Source organism: Niabella agricola (genome assembly GCF_021538615.1).
In the GTDB taxonomy this organism is placed as follows: Bacteria; Bacteroidota; Bacteroidia; order Chitinophagales; family Chitinophagaceae; genus Niabella; species Niabella agricola.
Map to the genome: position 1 here is coordinate 2,036,088 of NZ_JAJHIZ010000003.1, position 22,843 is coordinate 2,058,930.

Annotated in this window: 17 protein-coding genes; 7 read left to right on the forward strand and 10 right to left on the reverse strand. The window is 48.1% G+C overall.

Annotated elements, in window-relative coordinates; translation table 11 throughout:
- The first annotated feature begins 32 nt into the window (after positions 1-32).
- The gene (locus tag LL912_RS13940) at positions 33-2,111 is read left to right on the forward strand and encodes a beta-galactosidase (protein ID WP_235554188.1); all 2,079 of its coding nucleotides are present in this window, start codon (positions 33-35) and stop codon (positions 2,109-2,111) included.
- 114 nt (positions 2,112-2,225) lie between these two features.
- Here LL912_RS13940 and LL912_RS13945 read toward each other — a convergent pair whose 3' ends face one another.
- On the reverse strand, positions 2,226-2,987 hold the full coding sequence (locus LL912_RS13945) for a rhamnogalacturonan acetylesterase (RefSeq protein ID WP_235554189.1): 762 nt from the start codon (positions 2,985-2,987) through the stop codon (positions 2,226-2,228).
- Between the two features lie 310 nt (positions 2,988-3,297).
- On the opposite strand from LL912_RS13945, the gene LL912_RS13950 reads away from it, so the two are divergent.
- The 4 genes from LL912_RS13950 to LL912_RS13965 all read left to right on the forward strand — a co-directional run bounded on the left by LL912_RS13950 (position 3,298) and on the right by LL912_RS13965 (position 10,462).
- The gene (locus LL912_RS13950) at positions 3,298-6,534 is read left to right on the forward strand and encodes a SusC/RagA family TonB-linked outer membrane protein (protein ID WP_235554190.1); all 3,237 of its coding nucleotides are present in this window, start codon (positions 3,298-3,300) and stop codon (positions 6,532-6,534) included.
- Between the two features lie 12 nt (positions 6,535-6,546).
- Positions 6,547-8,301, forward strand: coding sequence for a RagB/SusD family nutrient uptake outer membrane protein (locus LL912_RS13955; RefSeq protein WP_235554191.1), 1,755 nt, complete (start codon positions 6,547-6,549; stop codon positions 8,299-8,301).
- 325 nt (positions 8,302-8,626) lie between these two features.
- Positions 8,627-9,790 carry a DUF3298 and DUF4163 domain-containing protein gene (locus LL912_RS13960; protein WP_235554192.1) on the forward strand — a complete coding sequence of 388 codons (1,164 nt, stop codon included), beginning with the start codon at positions 8,627-8,629 and terminating at the stop codon, positions 9,788-9,790.
- 174 nt (positions 9,791-9,964) lie between these two features.
- Positions 9,965-10,462, forward strand: coding sequence for a hypothetical protein (locus LL912_RS13965; RefSeq protein ID WP_235554193.1), 498 nt, complete (start codon positions 9,965-9,967; stop codon positions 10,460-10,462).
- Positions 10,463-10,839: 377 nt separating this feature from the next.
- Here LL912_RS13965 and LL912_RS13970 read toward each other — a convergent pair whose 3' ends face one another.
- The 9 genes from LL912_RS13970 to LL912_RS14010 all read right to left on the reverse strand — a co-directional run bounded on the left by LL912_RS13970 (position 10,840) and on the right by LL912_RS14010 (position 20,791).
- The gene (locus tag LL912_RS13970; protein ID WP_235554194.1) at positions 10,840-11,697 is read right to left on the reverse strand and encodes an outer membrane beta-barrel protein; all 858 of its coding nucleotides are present in this window, start codon (positions 11,695-11,697) and stop codon (positions 10,840-10,842) included.
- A 90-nt stretch (positions 11,698-11,787) separates the two neighbouring features.
- Positions 11,788-12,666, reverse strand: coding sequence for a PorT family protein (locus tag LL912_RS13975; protein WP_235554195.1), 879 nt, complete (start codon positions 12,664-12,666; stop codon positions 11,788-11,790).
- A gap of 5 nt (positions 12,667-12,671) precedes the next feature.
- A complete protein-coding gene (locus LL912_RS13980; RefSeq protein WP_235554196.1) occupies positions 12,672-13,691 on the reverse strand; it encodes an anti-sigma factor family protein in 1,020 nt (339 codons plus the stop codon).
- A gap of 2 nt (positions 13,692-13,693) precedes the next feature.
- Complete coding sequence (locus LL912_RS13985; RefSeq protein ID WP_235554197.1) at positions 13,694-14,179, reverse strand: RNA polymerase sigma factor; 486 nt, start codon at positions 14,177-14,179, stop codon at positions 13,694-13,696.
- Between the two features lie 324 nt (positions 14,180-14,503).
- Entirely contained in the window at positions 14,504-15,847 is a 1,344-nt protein-coding gene (rodA, locus tag LL912_RS13990; protein WP_235554198.1) for a rod shape-determining protein RodA, read from the reverse strand.
- Positions 15,844-17,976 (reverse strand): penicillin-binding protein 2, encoded by a 2,133-nt coding sequence (mrdA, locus tag LL912_RS13995; protein WP_235554199.1) that lies wholly within the window; start codon positions 17,974-17,976, stop codon positions 15,844-15,846. Before mrdA ends, rodA begins: the two co-directional genes overlap by 4 nt.
- Positions 17,977-18,306: 330 nt before the next feature.
- On the reverse strand, positions 18,307-18,840 hold the full coding sequence (locus LL912_RS14000; RefSeq protein ID WP_235554200.1) for a rod shape-determining protein MreD: 534 nt from the start codon (positions 18,838-18,840) through the stop codon (positions 18,307-18,309).
- A complete protein-coding gene (gene mreC, locus LL912_RS14005) occupies positions 18,837-19,661 on the reverse strand; it encodes a rod shape-determining protein MreC (protein ID WP_235554201.1) in 825 nt (274 codons plus the stop codon). The genes LL912_RS14000 and mreC overlap by 4 nt, the downstream gene beginning before the upstream one ends.
- A gap of 104 nt (positions 19,662-19,765) precedes the next feature.
- The gene (locus tag LL912_RS14010; protein ID WP_090389562.1) at positions 19,766-20,791 is read right to left on the reverse strand and encodes a rod shape-determining protein; all 1,026 of its coding nucleotides are present in this window, start codon (positions 20,789-20,791) and stop codon (positions 19,766-19,768) included.
- A 255-nt stretch (positions 20,792-21,046) separates the two neighbouring features.
- Here LL912_RS14010 and LL912_RS14015 point away from each other — a divergent pair, with 255 nt between their 5' ends.
- Positions 21,047-22,009, forward strand: a complete 963-nt coding sequence (locus LL912_RS14015) for a transketolase family protein (protein ID WP_235554202.1) — start codon at positions 21,047-21,049, stop codon at positions 22,007-22,009.
- A 274-nt stretch (positions 22,010-22,283) separates the two neighbouring features.
- The gene (locus LL912_RS14020) at positions 22,284-22,835 is read left to right on the forward strand and encodes an RNA polymerase sigma factor (RefSeq protein WP_235554203.1); all 552 of its coding nucleotides are present in this window, start codon (positions 22,284-22,286) and stop codon (positions 22,833-22,835) included.
- Positions 22,836-22,843: the final 8 nt, after the last annotated feature.

Sequence of the window (22,843 nt, forward strand, 5' to 3'; positions counted from 1 at the left end):
ACCGAAACCTCTTACGACTAAATCACATTGATATGAAGCACAGGTTTGTTCTATTATTCTGTACAGCGATTTGTTTGTTTACATTAAACGCCGCAGCGCAGCAATCGCCTGCCGCCCAAAAAGCACAGCCTAAATGGGCAGACGGTTTCCCGGTGATCATGATCGGCAACTGGGATGTTAAACCGAGTTTCCGCCGCCGCGTAGGCGCAAATCCGGTATGGATGGATGAGGTGTATAAAAGGGAATCTACCGAAGCACAGGTAAAAAAATATAAAGAGATGGGCGCCACTATGGTGATGGCCTTCTTTTATAAAGGATTTGGATTGAACGCGGAGAAAGAAGAGATCGATGCCACGCGCAAGCTGGCCGCATTATGTAAAAAATACGGACTGAAGACCGGAGCCTATGTAGGTGCTACCCTGCCGTATGAAACCTTTCTTCCCGAAGTACCGGAAGCCAGGGACTGGATCGCACCACCCTACCAGGGGCAACCGGTCACCTATGGCAGCCAAACCTTCCGCAAGCTGGTATACTTTCAGCATGAGGGTTACAAAACCTATATCAAACGGGTTTTAAAAATAGCTATCGAAGACCTGAAAGTGGACCTGATCCATTTCGACAACTCATCCATACAGGCCATTGCGCCGGTATTTTATCATCCACTCGCGGCGGAGCAGTTCCGCGAATTTTTACGGAAGAAATATACCCCGGAGCAGCTCCGCCAACGCCTGGGCTTTAGCAATGTAGATTATGTAGAACCGCCTTCCTATACCAAAAGCATCAGCATCCTGCACGATCCGCTGGCGCAGGAATGGACCGACTTCCGTTGTCAGCGGCTGGCGGATTATTATGGTGAAATGGCCGAGTACATCCGCAGCCTGAACCCGGATGTGGCGGTGGAATGCAATCCGCACGGACTGGACGGCCGCAACTCCATGTGGAATGAAAGCGTTGATTTTCCCCGCCTGCTGGCGCATACCAATTATTTCTGGACAGAAGGCGAACATACCGAACTGGCAGCCGACGGCACCCTGCTCTCCAAGATCCGTACGTTTAAAATGGCGCGTACGCTGAACAACCGCGTATTTACCAATACCAGCGACAGCAAATTGAAAATGGCAGAAATACTGGCCTATAACCGCGACGGTATCGGTCTCATCGGCGGACTGGAAGAAATGGAGGGCGGCAAACACGAAACTTCTTTTGAATTATCACAGGATCAGAAAGATTATATACGCTTCTTCCGCGATCATTTTGAATACTACACCGGCACCACGAATATTGCGGATGTGGCCGTGCTGCACAGCTTCAATACGATGGCTTACAACAATGATCGTCCTTACCAGAGCACGTTTCTTTTTGAACAAAGTCTGATCCAGGGTAAAATCCCCTTTGATATTATTTTTGACGAACAGCTAAAAAACCTGGACCGGTACAAGGTATTGGTACTGGCCGACCAGGAAAGTCTTACCGACGAACAACAGGAACTGATCCGCGCCTTTGTACGCAACGGCGGTGGCCTTGTTGCCACAGAACATACTTCCTTATACAACAGCTGGCACCAGCGCAAAGCGCAATTCGGGCTCTATGATCTTTTTAAAGTGAACGCACCGGAATGGCACAACCGCAGCACACCGGAAACAATCCTGTCCATTACCGGGCAGCGTAACAATATTGGCAAAGGAAGGGTTGCCTACCTGCCGGAAGTGATCCCCTCCCAGCCCAAACCCGCCATGGTGGCTATGTCCGGCAAATACTTCCGGCTCGCTAAAAATCACCGGCAATTAATCGAGGCAATCCGATGGGCCTCGGGCGATGCATTGTCTATAGAGGTTGAGGCGCCGGAAACCGTGACCATGGAGCTGGTAAAACAGGAAAACCGCAACCGCCTGCTGCTGCACCTGGTCAATTTTAATTATCAAAACTCGGGGGTCGAAAATATTAAGGTCGCATCAACAATACCGGGAGGAAAAAAGATACAACAGGTACGTGTATTAAGCCCCGACGGCAAGACCAGCAATACACCGGCTTTTCAGCAGGAAAAAGGAAGGGTTCATTTTACCGTGCCGCAACTTAAGTTGTACAACCTGGTGGTGATCCGGTATAAATAATCACGCAACTAAGACCCGATGCTGCCGACAGGTGAAACAGATTTTATTCGCCACCAAGGCTCTAAGTAACACAAAGAAAAAACTTTGCGCCTTCGTGGCTTACTTCTTTCTCTGTTATTTCAGATACTTGGCTACCGGCAATTTCAGCTCCTTCAGACCTTCAGCCGCCAGCCGTGCGATTTCGGCAGCACCCGCTTCGGAGAGGTGTGTATCGTCCTTCCTCCCCTTTGGAAGTTTGGTAAACTTACCCGGCTCGATGTACAGGTACAATTTCTTTGAAGCTTCGGGGCCGTACTGTTGCACCAGCGCTTTTGACTTTACATTCAGATCCACCAGCGGCACTTTCATCTCTGCCGCAATTTTCCGTACCTCTTCCGCATACGGCTCAAATGTGTCGGGCAACACCCTCCCCTCTTTATCAAACTTTCTGCGGGTAATAGAAGTAAACAATACTGGTATCCCTCCCTTTGCTCTTGTTTCTTTAATATAACCCACCAGGTACTGGCGGTAAGTGGTCTGAGGATCCGTATGCCGTAGTGTATCCGGCTTTTCATCATTCGGTCCGAACATAATAAACATATAATCACCCGGTTTTACAGCATCAATTACCTTTTGCCACCAGCCTTCGTTCTTAAAGCTCCTTGAACTTCTCCCGCTCCGGGCCATGTTGTGAATCGTTACCTGATCCGCAAAAAAACGGGGCATCATCTGCATCCAGCCACGGATGGGATACCCTTCGCCACCAAAGCTATCCAGGTACCGCTGGTCATAATCACACATCGTAGAATCTCCGATAGAATAGATGGTGATCTTTTTTTGTTCCTTAAATGCAAACAGCAATGCAACAATACATAAAGCAAGAAGTCCTTTTTTCATACCAGATAAATTTGTAATAGATAACAATGGATAATATACTGCCAATGTAGTTTTTTATATACCAAATCCCTCAGGAATCCCCAAAAATATCACCGGTATCGTTATCGATAACGCTACCATTAATTTTTGCAGCAAGCTGTTCGTCATCTGCAACAAAAAGATCTATCTTGTCTCTGAATAGACCAAATTAGCGTTGTGTTAACGGGTTTTATTCGGCATAAAGCGAGCCATTAACCGGGAATGTGATTGCCATCCGGACAGTCATCCTAACGACCTTGCCTGGTTATTCATTTATCAAAATATACAATGAATGAAAAGAATCGTAGTACTGCTTTTAATAAGTCTTAGTTTTTCGTGGAGCCCGGCACAAAACAGCCGCCGCGTTAGTGGAACCGTGCTGGATTCCACGGGCAATACACCGCTTGCTGGTGCCACCGTTTTGCAAAAAGGAACGGCGAGAGGCACTCAAACCAACAGCCAGGGAAAGTTCAATCTTTTAATACCTGCCGCAGATACACCGGTGGTGCTGCTGGTGGAGCATATCGGCTACAACGCACAGGAAGTACGCCCGGGTGACGGACCGCTGCAGGTAAAACTTTCTACCGCGGTTGCGCAGATGGACGAAGTAGTGATGATCGGGTATGCAACGGTGAAAAAGCGGGACCTCACCGGATCCGTATCATCGTTAACTAGTAAACAATTGAAAGATATACCGGTAAACTCCCTGGCCGAAGCTCTTACTGGGAAACTGGCCGGCGTGCAGGTGACCACATCGGAAGGTGCACCAGGCGCCGACGTACAAATCAAAATAAGGGGCAATGGTTCCATCACCCAGGATGCGTCGCCGCTTTATATAGTAGATGGTGTACAAATAGAGGGCGGTCTTTCCGGACTGTCGCCGCAGGATATCGAATCCGTGGACGTGCTTAAAGATGCGTCTGCCACGTCTATCTACGGCGCACGCGGTGCAAACGGGGTGATCATCATCACCACTAAGGGAGGTAGAGAAGCAAAACCGGTTATAAACTACAACGGATTTATGGGTATAAAAAAACTGGCCGATAAGCTGGAGGTGCTGCAGCCGTATGATTTTGTAATGCTTCAATATGAAAAAAGCAGGAGCACCGATGAAGCACAGGAAGCCTTCCGCCGGATTTACGGAAACTGGGATAGCCTGGACGCTTATAAATCCGTTCCGTTTATCGATTGGCAGGACCGCACCTTTGGCAACAACGCCCTGATGCAGACCCATAATGTAGGCGTTTCCGGCGGCACGAAGGCCACACAGTATAACCTCAGCCTCACCAGCAACGGGGAAGACGGAGTGATGCTGAACTCCGGGTATAACCGCAAGCTGGTCACCTTCCGGATGGATACGCGGGTAAGCAATGCCTTAAAAGTCGGGTTCAATGTCCGTTACACCAATCAGCGTATCGACGGTGCCGGCACCTCCGATGCAGGGGCCTCTACGTATAACCTGCTCCGGCATACGGTAAAGTACCGGCCCTTCATGCTCCACAACCTGTCGCCGGAAGACCTGGACGATGCATACTATGATGAAACCAACGCCGGAAATGCTCTGGGTATTATTAACCCCATCCAGCTCAGCAACGCCCAATACAGTCAGAAGCTCAATAATATCACCAACCTGAACGGGTACGCCAATTATATTTTCAACAAGCAGTTCTCTTTCAAATCCACGCTGGGTGTGAACTACAACAATCAAACCTATAACACTTTTTACGACTATATTACTTCCAAAGCAAGGGTGCAGGGAGCCAGCATGCCCATGGCCGGTGTGCTTACCAATAACGTATACAATCTTTCCAACTCAAATGTGTTTACCTTTACCAACTCCCGTTCATCCGATCATCGCATTGAGGCATTGCTGGGAAATGAGTTTTACAACGTAAAGGCAAAGAGCACCGATCTGCAACTGAAGAATTTCCCGGTGGGCATTACCCCGGAAAAGGCCCTGAACCAATTGAACATCGGAACTGTAATCCCTACCTATCCGCAGTCCAACAGCTATGAGAGCCATATCGTTTCCTTTTTCACCAGGATCAATTATGCATATAAAGACCGGTTCCTGGCCAACTTCAGCCTGCGGGCAGATGGTTCTTCTAAATTCGCACCCGGGCAACAATGGGGATACTTCCCTGCCGGTGCGCTTGCCTGGCGGCTTTCAAAGGAAGCGTTCCTGGAGAACAGCACGGTCATTTCAGACCTGAAGCTCCGGGTGAGTTATGGAGCCACCGGTAATAACCGGATCGATGATTATCTCTATATGAATATTTTCAGCCCTACGGCAAAATATGCGCTGAATGAGCAGATCGTACCGGCCTATATGGTGGGCAGTCTTCCCAACAAAGACCTGAAATGGGAAACCACCGTCTCCCGGAATATCGGCCTGGATCTTTCGCTCTTTAAAAACCGGTTACAGCTGACGGCAGATATCTATAAGAACACGGTCAACAACCTGCTGATCGATGTGCCCATTCCACCCACATCCGGATATAGCACACAGCTTCAGAATGTGGGAAGTATTTCCAACCGGGGTATCGAGCTTCAGTTAACGGCCATTCCCATTCAAAAATCCAGCTTTACCTGGAATACGGAGTTCAATATTTCCTTTAACCGGAACCGGATCGAACGGCTGGCCAGTGGCCTGGATCATTACTTTGCCAATTCGGGCTTTGGTATCTCCGGTCAGCCGGCCGATTACATCGTAAAAGTCGGCCAACCCCTGGGAACGATGTACGGCTATATGGCTGATGGATTTTATACCGTAAACGATTTTAATTATGATGCCGCTACCAGTATTTATACATTAAAGGAGGGCGTTGCAGATCCGTCGAAAGTTATCGGCATTGCTCAGCCGGGGTGGATGAAACTAAAAGACCTGGATGGCAATCACATCATCGACGAAAATGACAAAACGGTCATCGGCGATGCCAATCCTAAATTCTCCGGGGGATTGAACCAGCGGTTTACCTATAAGCAATTTGACCTGGGTATATTTGTAAACTTTGTATATGGCAATAAGATCTATAACGCCAATAAGATCGAATTTACCAATGGCTATGGATCGCATACCAACTCCCTGGCCATTATGAAAGACCGCTGGCGCACCATCGATGCCAACGGAAACCTGGTCCAGCAGGTAGTTACAGAATCGGGGCAACAGGTAGTAAAGGGCATCGCTCCCGATCAACTGGCGGCCATCAATCAGAACGCCCAACTCTGGATCCCCATCAGCGGCGCCGGTGCCTGGTATCCTACCTCATGGGCGATGGAAGACGGCTCCTTCCTCCGGATCAATAACATCACGCTTGGCTATACACTTCCGGAAACAGTGGTTCGCCGGATCAAATTAAAAAGCCTGCGCGTTTATACCACGGTGAACAACCTGGCCGTTTTCACCGGTTATTCCGGTTATGACCCCGAAGTCAATACCCGCCGGGCTACACCGGTAACACCGGGCGTGGATTATTCAGCTTATCCCCGGAGCAAGGTTTATATTATTGGTTTAAATGTTTCACTGTAATACATGTTGGTTATGATAAAGCAACAATCTTTGATACCACTTTTTGCGGTTGCAGCCCTGCTGCTCGTTTCCTGTAAAAAGTACCTGACGCTGGAACCGCAGTCGGCATTTGACGAAAAATATATTTTCAGTACAGTAGTCAATACCCGGAGCGCCGTGCTCGGGGTCTATGATCAGCTGGCCGGGGACCAGGGTTATGGCAGCCGGCTGAGTATGATGTATCCCTATGACAACGACGAAATGATTGGCGTTACCAATGGATCTGCCCCAGACAATAGTTCCCGTGATCTTTCACGATACAATCTTCAGCCTACCAATGCGCAGTTGCTGCAACCTTTTAACCAGCTGTATTCTGGTATTGAGCGCGCCAATATCTGCATCAAAAATATCCCGGCGATGGCCTTGTACACCGGCGGAAGCGAAGCAGAAAAAACGGAGCTGAAAAGACTGTATGGAGAAGCCTTAACCCTGCGGGCGCAGTTTTATTTTGAGCTGATCCGCAACTGGGGCGATGTGCCCGCACCGTTTAGGCCTTCCGCCGATCAGGCGCATCTTCTTGTTGAAAAAACAGACCGCGATATTATTTACGACACGCTCCTGGCCAACCTCAAACTGGCCGCGGACCTGGTACCCTGGCGCAAGACCGTTACTTCCGATGAACGCATCACCAAAGGCGCGGTTAAAGCCCTGCGTGCCCGGCTGGCATTATTCCGCGGTGGCTATTCGCTGCGCAAATCCGGGAGTATGGAACGCAGGGCCGATTACCGCGATTATTATAAAATAGCGAGAGACGAATGCTACGAACTGCTTCAGCGCAGAGACCAGCATACGCTTAATCCAAGTTTTCAGTCGGTATTTAAGGATGGCATCGATGCTTACAAAATTGACCCGTTCGGAGAAGTGCTGTTTGAAGTGGCTATGGCCCGCGAAGTAGATAGCAAGCTGGGATATTATGATGGTCCACGCTTCTACATCCCCGGCAATACGGCACTGCTGGGCAACGGATCCGTTCGGGTCATTCCGGTATATTTTTACTCTTTTGACTCCATAGACACCCGCCGTGATGTAACCTGTGCTCCTTATTACAATAACGCAGACAATACCAAAACGGTACAGACCCTGGTAAATATGACCAGCGGGAAATTCCGTGCCGACTGGATCACGCCGGCCTTAACATCGGCCATACAGGCCACCGGTATCAACTGGCCCATCCTTCGGTTTTCCGATGTACTTCTGATGTTTGCTGAAGCGGAAAATGAGCTGAATAACGGCCCTACCGCCGATGCCATCCAGGCATTTGAAGAAGTACGGAAAAGAGGGTTCAAAGGAAACGAGGGACGCATCGGCACAACTCCATCCGATAAACAGGGATTTTTTGATGCGCTGGTAAAAGAGCGTTCCTTTGAATTCGGAGGGGAGGGCATCCGCAAATATGACCTGATCCGCTGGAACCTGCTGGCGCAAAAGATAAGCGATGTACGCGACCGCTATACCAAACTGATAAACCTGCAGGCGCCCTATGACAACATACCGCAGTATATGTATTACCTGCCAGGATCGCAACAGGTAGTTTTTGCCAACTCCTTATACCGGCCATCGCCTTCCGGCGCTACAGGCTACATCCGCGTTAACTGGACACGGTCCATCACCGCATCCTGGATCACCAATGTAGCACAGCTATACAAACCCAACCACAGTGAGTTACTGCCCATTCCCCAGTCCGTGATCGATGCCAACCCAAAAATCACGCAGGACTATGGGTATTAATCGGAAACGGAACTTTTTATTGCTGCTGTTTCAATGAGGCCCGGTGCCTCATTTTTTGTTGCGGCTACTGCCGCAGAAAGCACTGAAGCACCAATTCGGTAATCATCATGTTTCCGTAGCAACAACAAGAATGCACCGCTGTTATACGAAAAGTCGCATCAACTCGGCCGCGCTGCTCCGCTTCATCGCCACGTGAAATACATACCTCTTGTACCTTAAATTTTCTGTGCCCCTGTGGCAACAAAAAAAGCCCACCTTTTATTTCCTGCGATGAATACGTCTTATGTTTTAATTTTGCTCCTGGTTTCTACTAAACGAAAGACGCATGAAAAAAGTACTCCTTCTGTTGCTCCTTACTCCGGCGCTGTTCTTCAGTTGTAAGCATTCCGATAAAAAAAGCAATGCTCCTTCTGGCAGCGACTCACTATCTGCACAGGTACCAGACAATTATTACCTCCAATACGAAGGAACCATTGGCAACCAGCCGGCGACGATGCATGTGGTTAAGTTTGGCAATACCTACGACGTAAATTATGCGTATAACAATGAAGGCCAACCCATCGACCTCTTGTTCCAGAAAGACAGCCTGCTTAAAAACGACAGTTTATTTTTTACGGAATTCGCACCGCGTTCTGTACAGGAAGATTCCAGCGGTACCGATGCAGCATTGCATCTGGTGATTCGTCCGGATGGGATCACCGGTTTAAAGTTAAACAGCAAAAATGAACAACAACAGGTCCAGTTCCATCCCAAAGCAGGAGGTAGCGCCTTTGTACCCGTGGGCTATATGGACTCGATCCGGATCCCTGGTTTTAAAAAGGACACCCCCACGGCCTTTTCAAGCCTGGTGCTCCTGGAACCAGGCACCACGCCGAACCACTGGTTTACAGCACTGTTAAAGCAATATATCCTGGGGGCACAAAAACCGGATTCCGCATCCCTGCAAACCACCCTGACTCAATTTGGAAGAAGCTTTATCGAAAATTTCCGGGACGATATCGATACCATGAAGGCTTCGGACAATGAAGAGGAAGCCCCTTTTTCAATGATGCATTATGATCAGCAGATCAGCTCCAACCTTATCTACAATAACCATGGCTACGCCGTGCTCAGCGTGGGCAATTATGCCTATACCGGTGGAGCGCATGGTATGTACGGTCAAACCATGCTTTGCCTGGATATGCAGCAGCAAAAAGCACTGGCCCTGAGCGACGTGCTGAAGGTCGACTCTGCAACCCTGCAGCCCATCCTGGAACGTCAGCTGAGAGCAAGGTATAAGATAGCGCCAGATAAACCGCTAACGGATATTCTTTTTGATGAACGGCTGGCCCTTACTGATAATTTTTATTTTACCACTAAAGGCATCGGGTTTATTTACCAGCCCTATGAAGTAGCGGCTTATGCAGTTGGCGTGGTGGATGTATGGGTGCCTTATGCCGATCTCCGGCCTTACCTCCAACCGGCGTTTGTACAGCGCATGGGCATCTAAAATTAGTTTTCTTTAACAAATGGCGAAGAACGCACTAACTTATTTGATAGTATCTTAGCGGAAATGGTAAAACTGCTTACACTATGTAGCTGCCTGCTGTTTGCGCTGAAGGTTTCGGCGCAATCTGACAGTACTGCATATAAACCTTCCACCGGGCAAACAGGGACCCATAAAATGAGCGATTATATTTCCGTCCGGAAGAAAAACGGCATCACCGTCCGGAATTTTTTTACCGGCATGGATATTCATTTTATCGGCACCGATGGTTTTTCTTATGAAGGCCCCATCGATGCCATTGCCCGGGATACCGTCTTTATTGCGTCCTATAAAACCACCCGGTACCAGAACATACTGGGGTATGTGGTAACCGATACCCTGCGAAAAGATATCATTCCCTTCCACTATAAAGAGATTAAAACCATCTATGTACCCCGTAACAGGGGAAGAAAAACGGTGCTGGTGCCCCTGGGCGGACTCATGGCCCTGGGCGGCTTCGGATACGATGTACTGAACATCATCAATGGCCTCCGTGCAAATGAGCCTGTTTTTAAGGGAAAGAACCTGGCGGGACTGGGCATTGCCACCGCCACTTCAGTTGCCGGCATCTGGTTACTAAAGAAAACAACCAGTGCAAAGAACCGGTACCGGATTGTATATGTGGATATGCAATGACCATTTGCGGCTATCATCTTAAACCGGCCCGCGCCTTCGGGCTTTCAATTTGAAGATTTGAAAATGTGGGAATGATAACCGGTTGCCGCCGCGAAAACGCTAAGGTATCTGCCATTAAATCTCATACGCCCTTTAATAGACCGGTATCAAATTTATTTTTATCTTCTGGCCGGGCAGTGAGGAATAACATCAACGTCTTCTGTTTCCGTTGCGGTCTTTACGGGTACGTACGCCCTTCGCGGTTAAAATTTTAAACGCAGGGAGCGCCAGGGTTACGCTGAGAACGCAAAGGAATTTTCATTGGTTCCTGTTTTCGTTGCGGCCCTTGCAAAGACGTTGCGCACATTGCGGTTAAAAAAGCAAACTGGCTATTCATCTTAATTCTGAATTTTACTAAAGAAATCAGCGGGCCTTAACCGGATGCCGAAATTATAGGGTGTATGATCCAGTCCGCGTTTGTACATGCTCTTGAATGCATAGGATCCATATAATGTAACCACACCCAGGGTAAGATCTCCCACATAAGACAGCTTCCAGGGATCAAGATCAAAATTATCTTTTGCCTTCAGTTTTCCTTCGTCGGAAGTAATGGTCTTATTCCGGGCCGCATATAAATACCCCACGCTTACACCGGCGCTCAGCTCAAAAGGATACAACCGGTCCGGTGTAAAGTTGAAGTTCAACATCAGGGGGATGGTAATGTAATCTGCAGCCAGCTTATTTTTCCGGTAACTCCGGCCCGGCGTTTCATCTATGGAAACCACCGGAGGGTTCACAATATCCGTTGCCGGGCGGGGATTAAACCGGACAGGGTTTTTAAACCGGTAATTGTTCAGTTCCAGTCCCAGCCCATATTTCAGATTCAAAAAATGATGGATCAGGTTATACCGTTGGGTAACGATCCAGACATTCACATTCCTCGATTTGAAATACTTTGTAGCAAACCACTGCTCATTGCTCCCCGGGGCATAGGCCTGTGCTGCCACATCCGTATAATGGGTACCGTCCACAAAATTCGACATGCCAATATCGACCATTCCCCACTCGGTAACCACATTCTTCAGACTTCTTTTCGTATTGATACTTTTTAAAAATCCCTTCCTCGGTTCCCGCTCCAGAGGTTTATTATCCCGGATGATGGTTACGCCGTTTATTACCAGGGTGTCCGGCTTATCCTGGGCTCCTGCAACGGCGGCCCAGGCAATCAGACAAGTTAGCAGTAATCTTCGTTTCATCGTCATACAAATCAGTGGCATTACAAATCAGTTTGCTGCAAAATCTGGTTTATTCAATGATTAAAGATAGGAAAGAACTTGTTTATAAAATTATAAACCTACCCGTACTCCAACCGTATACGGTGTAAGGTCTAAACCGCGCTTAAACATGCTCTTGGTTGCAAATGATCCGTATACCCCCAGGTAACCCAGGTTCACTTCTCCAACATAGGAGATCTTCCAGGGGTTTAAGCTGAAATCGTCTTTAAATTTGTGTTTGCCTTCATCCGAGTTGATGTATTTGTTCCGTGCCGAGTAAAGGTACCCGGCACTGATACCGGCGCTGAATCCAAATTCCTTGCTGGCTTTTACGCGCACATTCTTACGGTTTACTTCAACCACCTTACGGTTCTTTGTAGGGAATGATACATTCAACATTACCGGCAAGGTAAGATAATCAGCAGCAAGTTTGGTTTTCTTATAGGTACGTCCTGGGGTTTCATCCAGGTACACGACTGCAGGAATAGCCGCATCGGTGGCTGGACGCGGATTCAGGCGCACGGGGTTCTTAAACCGGTAATTATTCAGCTCTAGCCCCAAAGAGTACTTCAGGTTCAGTACATGGCGCACCATATTAATCTTTTGCGACAAGAACCAGATGTTTACATTCACCGATTTTCCGCTTCTCAGGTCCAGCCAGGAACCGGTAGCGCCCGGCGCAAAGGCCTGCGTGGCCGCATCCGTATATACGGTATTATCTACAAAATTTGCAAAGCCCAGGTCAATGCTGAACCAGCTGGTGATTACATTTTTTGCCCGGCTGGCTTTTACCCAGGGCTGCCCGTTTCCGGTGATGATTACAGAATCCTTTTTTTTACTCGTAATAACCTTCACATTAATTTCGGTAGTATCGGCCCCCTTCTGATCCTGCGCCTGCAGGCAAAGCGGTGCCATTAAAATTGTGTATACAATTAGTCGTATCGTTTTCATTTTTTTTATTTTACGTTCACCGCAAAGCCTGCAATGGTTACCTGGCCCTCACCGTCTGTAAGCGCTCCTGATATCCGCTCCTCAATGCGTTGCGTTAACTTTTTGAATAAGGATTTTTTCGGTTTTGGTTGTTTTTCTTCCTCGGTCATTGCTACCACCGGTTGTACAGAAGGATCCTGTTTCTGTACAGCCGGCGGGGTAACTTCTACTTTGTTGATGGCTACATCCTGTTGGGAAACTACACCGGCATTGCGCACCGCCGGCGTTGATGTTCCTGAAACAGCGGGGGTTGATGTTGCAGATGTTGCTGTCGCAGTAACACCCCTCCTCTGCTTTTGCTCTTTTTTGTCCGCTCTGTTTTCCTGCTCCTGCCTGTCTGAAGCCCTATAAACGGCAATCGCGGTTTCCTTACCGGGTTGTGGTACCGTGTCGGCTGCTACAACGCTGTCATCTGCGGGAACACGGGCCACATCGTTTCCGGGAACGCTGTCCTGGTGCCGGGGATGCTGCGAGTCCGCCAGGGTTGCTTTTTTCCCTTGTTCCTGCATCCATAAAGCGGCTCCCACTGCCATCACTACCAGGGCCGCCGCCGCGGCAATCCTCCATATTTTGAGCGATACCAGCCGGGAACGCCTCCGGTACAAGCGGGCTTTATCCGGAAATACAATGTTCAGGTCCGGTTTAGCAATGGTTTGTTCAAACGCCTGCAGACGTTTGGCCAGTTCCGGAGACGGATGCTGCAGCGCTTCAGCAACGGCAGCCGGAACAGCTTCTTTATCCAAATAGGAAAGCAGGGCTTCATCGGAAATGGAGGCGGTCCCGAAAAACAATTTCGATTTGTCGGGAAATACCATCTCCGGATCCGCTACCTGCCGAGTCCGGAGCAACTCTTCCAGCAGCGGCTGTGTTTCCGGATGCTGTTGCAGGAATGCCTCTACTTCAGCCCGTTCATCCCTGTTCAGTTCATTATCCACATACAGAAGGAAATAAGCTTCATAATTGGTCGGATTAATTTTTCCTTGCATGGTTATAATACGTTTTCAATTTTAACCAAATAATCTTTCAGTTGTAAGCGCGCCCGGTGCAAATACACTTTTACCTGGCTGGCCGAAAGTCCGGTAATGTCTCCAATTTCTTCGTAACTGTACCCTTCATAATCTTTTAACAACACCAGCGACCGTTTGGTATCATCCAGTCGCTCGAGCGCCCGGTGCAACACTTCTTTCAGATTCCGGCTCCCCTGTTCGGTATACCGGTCGTAAGCGCCCATCGATTCTTCATAAACCATCCGTTTATATTTCCGGATATGGTCGATCATTTTCCGGTAGGCAATGGTAAAGAGCAGGGATTTTGATTTTTCCGCATCCACCTCGTTCCGCTGCTCCCAAAGTGCCTGAAATGCAGATTGTACCACATCCTCCGCGTTTGCCGCATGTTTCAGGTTCTTTACAATAAACCGGTACACATTGTCCGCATACATTGTTACACATTCGTTATATTCCTTTTCCGTCATAGATCCAGTAGCAGGGTTGTAGTTATTATCTTTTTTGAACCGGTTTATATGTAATACGGGCGATGCGGTTAAAAAGTTACAGGAAAAATTTTTTTTTGAGAAATTTGAGAATGTGGAAATGTGAGCATATGAGAATGCCCGGGAATGGCGAGTAGCGAAACGCATCAAGCAGGGATCCAACCTCAACCGTTAAACAAATAAGCTTGGCTTTTAGCCTTCAGCCCTCAGCATCGAGCATCCAGCATTTAAAATCTAACCCTTTCCATCAAGTGTAAAACTGAACCCTGACGGTTCAACCTTGAACTTGAAACCAACCCTCCAGGCCTACCGCAACACCATCTGGCGGTCGGCATCCAGCCGGATGAGGATAAACAGCAGTATGGTAAAGGTGAGCAGCGATGTGCCTCCGTAGCTGATGAGCGGCAGGGGAATACCGATCACCGGGGCCAGGCCGATGGTCATGGCCACATTTACAGCTATATGAAAGAAGAACACCGATGCCACCCCATAAGCATAGCAACGGCTAAAAGTGCTTCGTTGCCGCTCCGCAATCCGGATAATCCGGAACAACAGTAATATATAAAGCCCTAATAATGTGACGCTTCCTACAAATCCAAACCCCTCCCCGATGGTGTCAAAAATAAAATCCGTACGCTGCTCTGGAACAAAACCATAACGGGTTTGTGTACCGCTCAGCAAGCCCTTCCCCATCAGCCCACCGCTTCCCACGGCAATTTTAGACTGCTTTACGTTATAGTCGGCAGTATTATTTTGTTTCCCTGTTTTTACATCAATTTCCCCCATATTTCCCTTCAGGTATTCCTGGGGGATCTCCTTTCCGATGGTACTGTAGATCCGTTCCACCTGATGCTTTCCCAGTACATGTTCAAAAAGGAAGGGCACTCCGAAACGCTGGATACCCACGCACAGCGCCCACACAAGAATGATCTTCATCAGCAATGCCTTATCGCGTTTGATCTGGCGCAGACTGAATAATACCACGACTCCGGCAATAAGCGTAAGGATAATAGCCAGCACATTTTTATCGAGCAGCAAGGTTGCTACTACCAGGGCTGCTATTGCAAAACCGATCACCAGCACCATGGCAGGCAATCCCTCGCGATACATTACAAAAAAGAACGAACAGAATACAAGGGCCAACCCGGTTTCCTTCTGAAAAACGGTTAATACGGCGGGGGCCATAACGATGGCTGTAGCAATAAGCTGGGAACGGGTTTTGGCAAAATCAAGCTCCGGGTTCGAAAGATACTTGGCCAGTGCCAGTGCTACGGTTACTTTACAGAATTCCGCCGGCTGAAACTGGAAGGCTCCCAACCGGATAATGGACTCGGTTCCTTTTACCGCAGAATGGAATGGGAACACCAGCAGCAGCAACAGCATACCGCCTGCATACCAGAGATTGGCCGTGGCCGGGAAAAATTTACTATCCGTTAAAAGAATGAATAAGCCCAGCAACAGCGAAACGCCTGCAAAATAAAACTGGCGACTGTAATCGGTTTTAAAGCCCAGAAAGCTTTGCAGTACGGGATCGCCCTCCGTATAAGTCACTCCAAAAATGGCCATCAGGCCAATGGCTACCAGTAACAGGTATACGATTACAAGTATGTAATCTACCCCTTTGGATATTTCAGCTTTTTTCTGGCTCATATAATTTCTTCGGAAACGGTAACAGGTCTGCGGTATTTTCTATCTTCTGTTATAAACGTGATCAGCGCCGAAGGTTTTTTCTGAACCGGCTTTTGATCCGGCCTGGAATTGCCGTTGGTCTGTGTGGAATCTTTTTTTGGCGCGGTCTTCAGCGCACCGCCTCTCAGATAGCGTCGCAGCTGCGTGCTGTCTTTCCGGATCTTTGCCCACTGCTCGGCTCTGGAAGAATCAGTAATGTACTGCAGCCGGTCGTAATAGGACGGCATCAGGTTGGTATTGGAAATCCGCTCCAGGTCGGCCTTGCTTTTATTGGTCAGACTGTCCAGCAGATATTTTTCCATCAGGATGCGGGCGATCGGCCCTGCCCAGGTAGCCCCATATCCGGCGTTTTCAACAGCCACAGCAATGGCGATTTTGGGGTTATCCTTGGGTGCAAAGCATACAAACATGGAGTTATCTTTCAGCTTGATCCTTCTCCGGTCAAGAATGGTATAGTTTTCCGCCGTACCTGTTTTTGCACATACGTCAATACCGGGAATCATGGCCACCCGTGCCGTTCCGCGCGTTACCACATCGTTCATTCCGTTAATAATGGCATTATAGGCAGTATCTGAAATATGGGTCAGTACCTCATGCTTTTCCCGGTATTTTGCCAGGATGGGCGCATCGGCCGCTGTTTCGCCATCAATGCTGTCTACAAAGTGTGGCGTATAATAATACCCTTTGTTGGCGATGATACACATGGCATTGGCCAGCTGTAACGGAGTGGCCAGCATTTTATCCTGGCCGATGCCCAGGGTAAGATTGGTACAGGAGTTCCAGGAGCCCCTGTATTCTTTATCATAGACTGCCACCGTTGGAATATTTCCTTTGTCTTCACTGGGAAGGTCTACCCCCAGACGTACACCCAGCCCAAACTTATGCATATAGTCTTCCCAGCCTTCATACCCCTTGCGCATATTGCCCGCCCGGGGATTGTCTACCGCCATCCGGTACACCTGCACAAAATAGGAGTTACAGGAATTGGCGATCGCCAGTCTTAAATTAGCCGCGTGTCCGCCGCCGGAATGCGTACAGGCCGGTTTGCCTGCACCGCAGCCATAGTACCGGCCCGGACAGGGATATCCGTAAGAAGGAGTAATCACCCCTTCATCCAGCGCCACCAGCCCACCCAGGGGTTTAAACGTTGAACCGGGAGGATACCGTCCTTTTATACCCCTGTTTAATAAAGGAGCACGAACATTCAGCACCATTTTGGCATAGTTGGCATTTTTTTCAGGGCCGGTAAGGTCATTGGGATTAAAAACCGGACCGGAAGCCATCGCCAGGATGCCACCGGTTTTTGGATCCAGCGCCACTACAGAGCCCACTTTATTTGCCAGTAATTTCTCGGCCAATACCTGCAGTTCTACATCCAGGTAGGTTTTTAGTCCCCGCCCGGCCACCGCCGTGGTATCAAACTCGCCATTCTCATAATGACCCACCAGCCGGTTTTTATTGTCTTTGATCATGTACTGCACCCCCCGTTGCCCCATCAACACTTTTTCATAGGTATATTCCAAACCGTTCTTGCCCACATAATCGCCCATGCGATAAAAATTGCCCGACCGTTCGATGTCCTTGCCATCCACCTCACTGATGTATCCCAGGATATGCGCCCCTACATTATAGGGGTAGGTACGCACAGGACGCTGCTGCAGCACAAAACCCGGAAACCGCCAGCTGTTTTCCTCAAACCGGGCCTGCATTTCGGGGGTCAGCAGCGAATGAAAAATAGAAGGCCGTACCCTTGAATTTTTTACAATGGCATTTACGATCCGTGCCCGGAACTCGGCCGTGTCAATCTGCATCAGGTTACAAAATGCAGCGGTATCAAGATTTCTTACCTCGGCGGGAGTTACCATCAGGTCGAACATAATGGTATTATTCAGCACGGCTTTACCATTGCGATCGAAGATGATCCCCCTTTCGGGGTAAACGATTTTTTGAAATACCGCATTGTTCTTGGCCAGCTCCAGGTATTTATTGCTCACCAGTTGCAGGTTGGCCAGCTGGGCGATAATGACTATAAATACGGAAAGAAAGATGATCCGTATAATATAACTTCTCGACTTATTAAACACCGACATACTTATCCCTGGAAACTTTTGTAAGAAAAGTCAAAAATAGTGCAAAACTGTTTACGATCCGGGAATTGAGAATCCAGATTTCAGAATCCGGATTTGAACTTCGGGCATCGGGTTATCTGGGTTGGCGACCAGCTTTCAACGGCCAGACTTCAGCAATCACTGTCTCCTTCAAAAGGAGGCCTCATCCATTCCTTACCAAAAACATTGTCCTGGCAGAACGCCGTTATGATAACCAACAGTGTTTCCGCCCGATGGCTGATCCTCAACACTCAAACCTGGATTCTCGATGCTGATTGCTGGATTCTGGACGCTCACCCTGGATGCTCAATGCTACGCCGTATTCGTACGATAACGTTGTTTGCGGAAGAAGAGCAACTCCGTAATAAAGATCAGCAGCATGCTTATAGCAGTGGTCGTCACTACCTTCATCATGAAACTGATAAAGGAGCCAAAGGACAGCCACTCTAAAAACAACAGATAAAAATTATGTGCAAATGAAAGCAGCAAGGCGTAAAGACTGTAGGCGCTCCACCCCATGGCCTTGGGTGAGGGTTCCTGGTAAGTATACCCCACGGCATCCTTGGGCGACAGCAGGTGCAGGATCACAGGTCGTAAAAATGCCACAAGTACACAGGCTGCGGCATGCAAGCCAGGCGTCATGGTAAAGTAGTCAACGGTCATTCCCAGTAAAAAGCCCAGCAGCAGCAGCCATCCCCGTTTTATCGAAAAAGGCAGCCAGAGTATATATAAAAAATACAGGTATGGGGTAATAAGCTCATGCAGGTGCGGCATAATGTCAAACACATACACCTGCACAAATACAAACAGTGAAAAACGGATGATATTTTTTACAAGATCGCTCACTTATTTCCAGATTTTGCTTCAACCTTGCGGCCGGTTTCCGCGCTTAGTTGCTGAAGCGCGGCGTAGTTCAGATTTTCTACCACAAATACCTGCTGCAGGCTTCCAAAATTTGCAGCGGGCCTTATTTTCAGAATGAGGAAGTTGGTGGCCTCATCCTTTAAGATCCTTGCCACGGTACCCACCATTTTTCCCGGCGGAAAACTCAATGAATAGTTTCCCGTAAGAATGGTATCGCCAATGCGAACAGAATCGGTTTTTGGAATGCCGTTCAATGTAAGTTCTGTGGGTGTTCTGCCATCCCAGGAAATGATCCCGGAGTTACCGGTTTTTTTAAGCTGTACACTGAGCTTGTTCATTACATGCAGCAGTGTCATTACTTCACTAAAGTCCTTTCCCGCGTTTACAATTTTTCCTACCAGGCCCCCGTTGGAACTGAAAACGCCCATATCATTCTCCACACCCGAGCTGGTACCCCGGTTGATCTGCAGGTAATTTTTATCGCTGTTGACGGTGGTATATAAAACCTGGGCCGTGCGCCAGAGATAACGCCGCGCTTTACCGGTAGTATCCACCGATGCGGTATCATGCACCAGGATCGCATTGGTATCGATCTGAACAAAATTCTCCTTCATCAGGTTCATAAGAGAATCGTTCAGTTGATGTACCCGCTTATTCTCCGCCTTCATGCGGAAAAAATCTTCCAGCGCATTGTATTTGGAATTGAAATAACTGGTGATCCGGCCTGCGGTTTCCAGTCCTTTAACCCGATGTAACCGATTGTACGTAAACAGGTTATACAAGCAGATTCCCTGTAGGATCAAAAAACCTATGAAAACCGAAAATCGCCTGATGAACAAAAATATATTACGCACCGGGTGTTACATTTAACGCCTGATTTTCCAGGCCGAACAAAACGGTTAAAGAATTAACGCATTACAAAAGGATAACGGTCGTAGTTTTTCAACGCAATCCCGGTTCCCCGTACCACACTTTTCAGCGGATCATCTGCGATATGAACCGGCAGTTTGATTTTTTGGCTGAGCCGTTTATCCAATCCCCGCAGCAAAGCCCCGCCGCCGGTGAGATACAGGCCTCTCCGGTAAATATCACCTGCCAGCTCGGGAGGTGTTTGTTCCAGGGCTTTTAAAATGGCTTCTTCGATCTTAAAGATACTTTTATCCAGCGCTTCGGCAATTTCCTGGAAGCTTACCATAATTTGTTTGGGTATACCCGTAACCAGGTCGCGTCCGTTTACCGGAATATCATCCGGCGGATTTTCCAGGTCCTTCATTGCCGCACCCACCTGTATTTTGATTTGTTCTGCAGTACGCTCCCCGATCAGCAGGCTATGGTAGCGACGCAGTGCTTCCATGATATCTGCAGTAAATTCATCGCCCGCAATACGGATACTTTGATCGCATACAATACCGGCCAGGGCAATAACGGTGATACCGGTTGTACCTCCGCCGATATCGATGATCATATTGCCCACCGGCTCTTCCACATCAATACCGATACCCAATGCTGCTGCCATCGGCTCATGAATCAGGTATACTTCCTTGGCACCGGCCTGCTCGGCACTGTCTCTAACCGCGCGTTTTTCTACTTCGGTGATGGAAGAAGGTATGCAGATCATCATCCGCCAGCTGGGCGGAAACAAGGGTTTTTTGGGATAAACCAGTTTGATCAGTTCCCGGATCATGAGTTCCGCCGCATTAAAATCGGCGATCACCCCATCTTTGAGCGGCCGTACCGTACGGATACTTTCATGGGTTTTTTCATGCATCATTAATGCACGCTTTCCAACGGCCAGCACTTCTTTGGGATTATTGCGGTTCAACGCCACAATACTTGGCTCATTTACAGCCACTTCGTCGTTATGTATAATGAGGGTATTTGCGGTACCCAAATCCATTGCTATTTCTTGTGTAAACCAGTTGAAGAGTCCCATTCCTTAATTAAATAAATTTCTTGTGTTTTCGTGAGGAGCAAAGGTGAAGTAAATAATCCAAATTAACAAAGCAAAACTCCAAGTACAGCAAGGATTTTTAAGCTTATATATTCATTAACAAAAAGCCCTTCAGACCCAGGTTTGCAAAATGCTCCGGCGGATGATGTAATTTCCTCAAATATAAATCAATCTGACCGAAAACTTATGCTTGATTCTTTAGGAGAAACATTACTTTTGTAACCTCAAAAATAAATTATGGCGTTAAAGGATATTCAATCTACAGGAAAAAAAGATACCCGTAGCGGTTTCGGTGACGGTATTGTGGAAGCCGCTCGCAAGAATGATAAAATTGTGGCGCTGACCGCCGACCTGCTGGGCTCAATGAAGCTGAACCAGTTTATTAAGGAGTTTCCCGACCGTTTTGTACAATGCGGTATCGGGGAAGCCAATATGATGGGCGTTGCAGCGGGTTTAACCATTGGCGGACATATTCCTTTTACGACCACTTTTGCAAACTTCAGCACCGGCCGCGTGTACGACCAGATTCGCCAGTCGATCGCTTACAGCGGTAAAAATGTAAAAATTTGTGCTTCCCATGCAGGAGTAACCCTGGGTGAAGATGGTGCCACTCACCAGATCCTTGAGGACATCGGTATGATGAAAATGCTGCCGGGGATGTCGGTGGTAGTGCCCTGCGATTACACGCAAACCAAGGCAGCTACGATGGCGATCGCTGAAATCGACGGACCGGTTTACCTGCGTTTCGGACGCCCGTCCTGGCCGATCTTCACCAACGAGTCCGACTTCGTTTTTGGAAAGGCCCAACAGCTTTCCGAAGGAACGGATGTCAGCATTTTTGCCTGCGGGCACCTGGTATGGAATGCGATCCAGGCTGGTATTATCCTTGAGGAAAAAGGCATTAGCGTGGAAGTGATCAACATACATACGATTAAGCCGCTGGATGAAGCAGCCGTGATCGCCTCCATTCAAAAAACCAAATGCGCAGTTACCGCGGAAGAACATAATATTATCGGCGGACTGGGAGATATGATTGCACAATGCGCTGCCCGTAACTTCCCCATTCCCATCGAATACGTAGGCACGATGGACACTTTCGGAGAAAGCGGCACACCCGATCAGTTGTTGAAAAAATACCACCTGGACGTGCCGGATATCGTAGCGGCAGCAGAAAAAGTGATCGCCCGAAAGAACGGTTGATCGTTGTAAATATATTTTTGAAAAGAGCTGCCAGTAAATCTGGCGGCTCTTTTTTTGGAATTTGAAAATGTGAATGCGGAAATGAAGACGCCGTTCCGGCTCGATAATCGCATTTCTAAAAAGATCATAAGATCATGGAATTGCGCATCTCACCCCCAAGGAGAAACAACATCCAACATGACACATTAAACGTTAAACCTTGAGCCTTTAACGGCATAACTGAAACCTTTAAACTTTTTCCTATCTTACCGGTCAAAGAATACCAGACGTCTGAATGGAACAATTTCAAAGTGATGAGTCTTTACTGGCGCTTTTTCGCAATCCCGGCACGAAAGAGCAGGCTTTTACCGCTATTGTCAATAAATACAAAGAGCGGCTTTACTGGCACATCCGGCGAATGGTGATCATACATGAGGATGCAGATGATGTGTTGCAGAACGTGTTTATAAAAACCTGGAAGGGCCTGGATCGCTTTCGTGAGGAAAGCGGACTTTACACCTGGCTGTACCGCATCTGTACCAATGAAAGCATTACCCATCTGCAAAATCAAAAGAAAAAAAAGGTGGTTGTCGCTTTTGGAAATGAACAGGACCTGACGGACCAGATCCGCGCAGACCCCCATTTTGATCCCAATAAGATTGAATGGAAATTGCAGCTGGCCATCCAGCAGCTGCCGGAACAGCAGCGGCTGATCTTTAATCTCCGGTACTTTGATGAAATGCCTTACCAGAAAATGAGTACCATACTTGGTGTTACAGAGGGGGCCTTAAAAGCTAGTTATCATCACGCGGCAAAAAAAGTTGAAAATTATTTACGCAACAGTTAAACAATAGC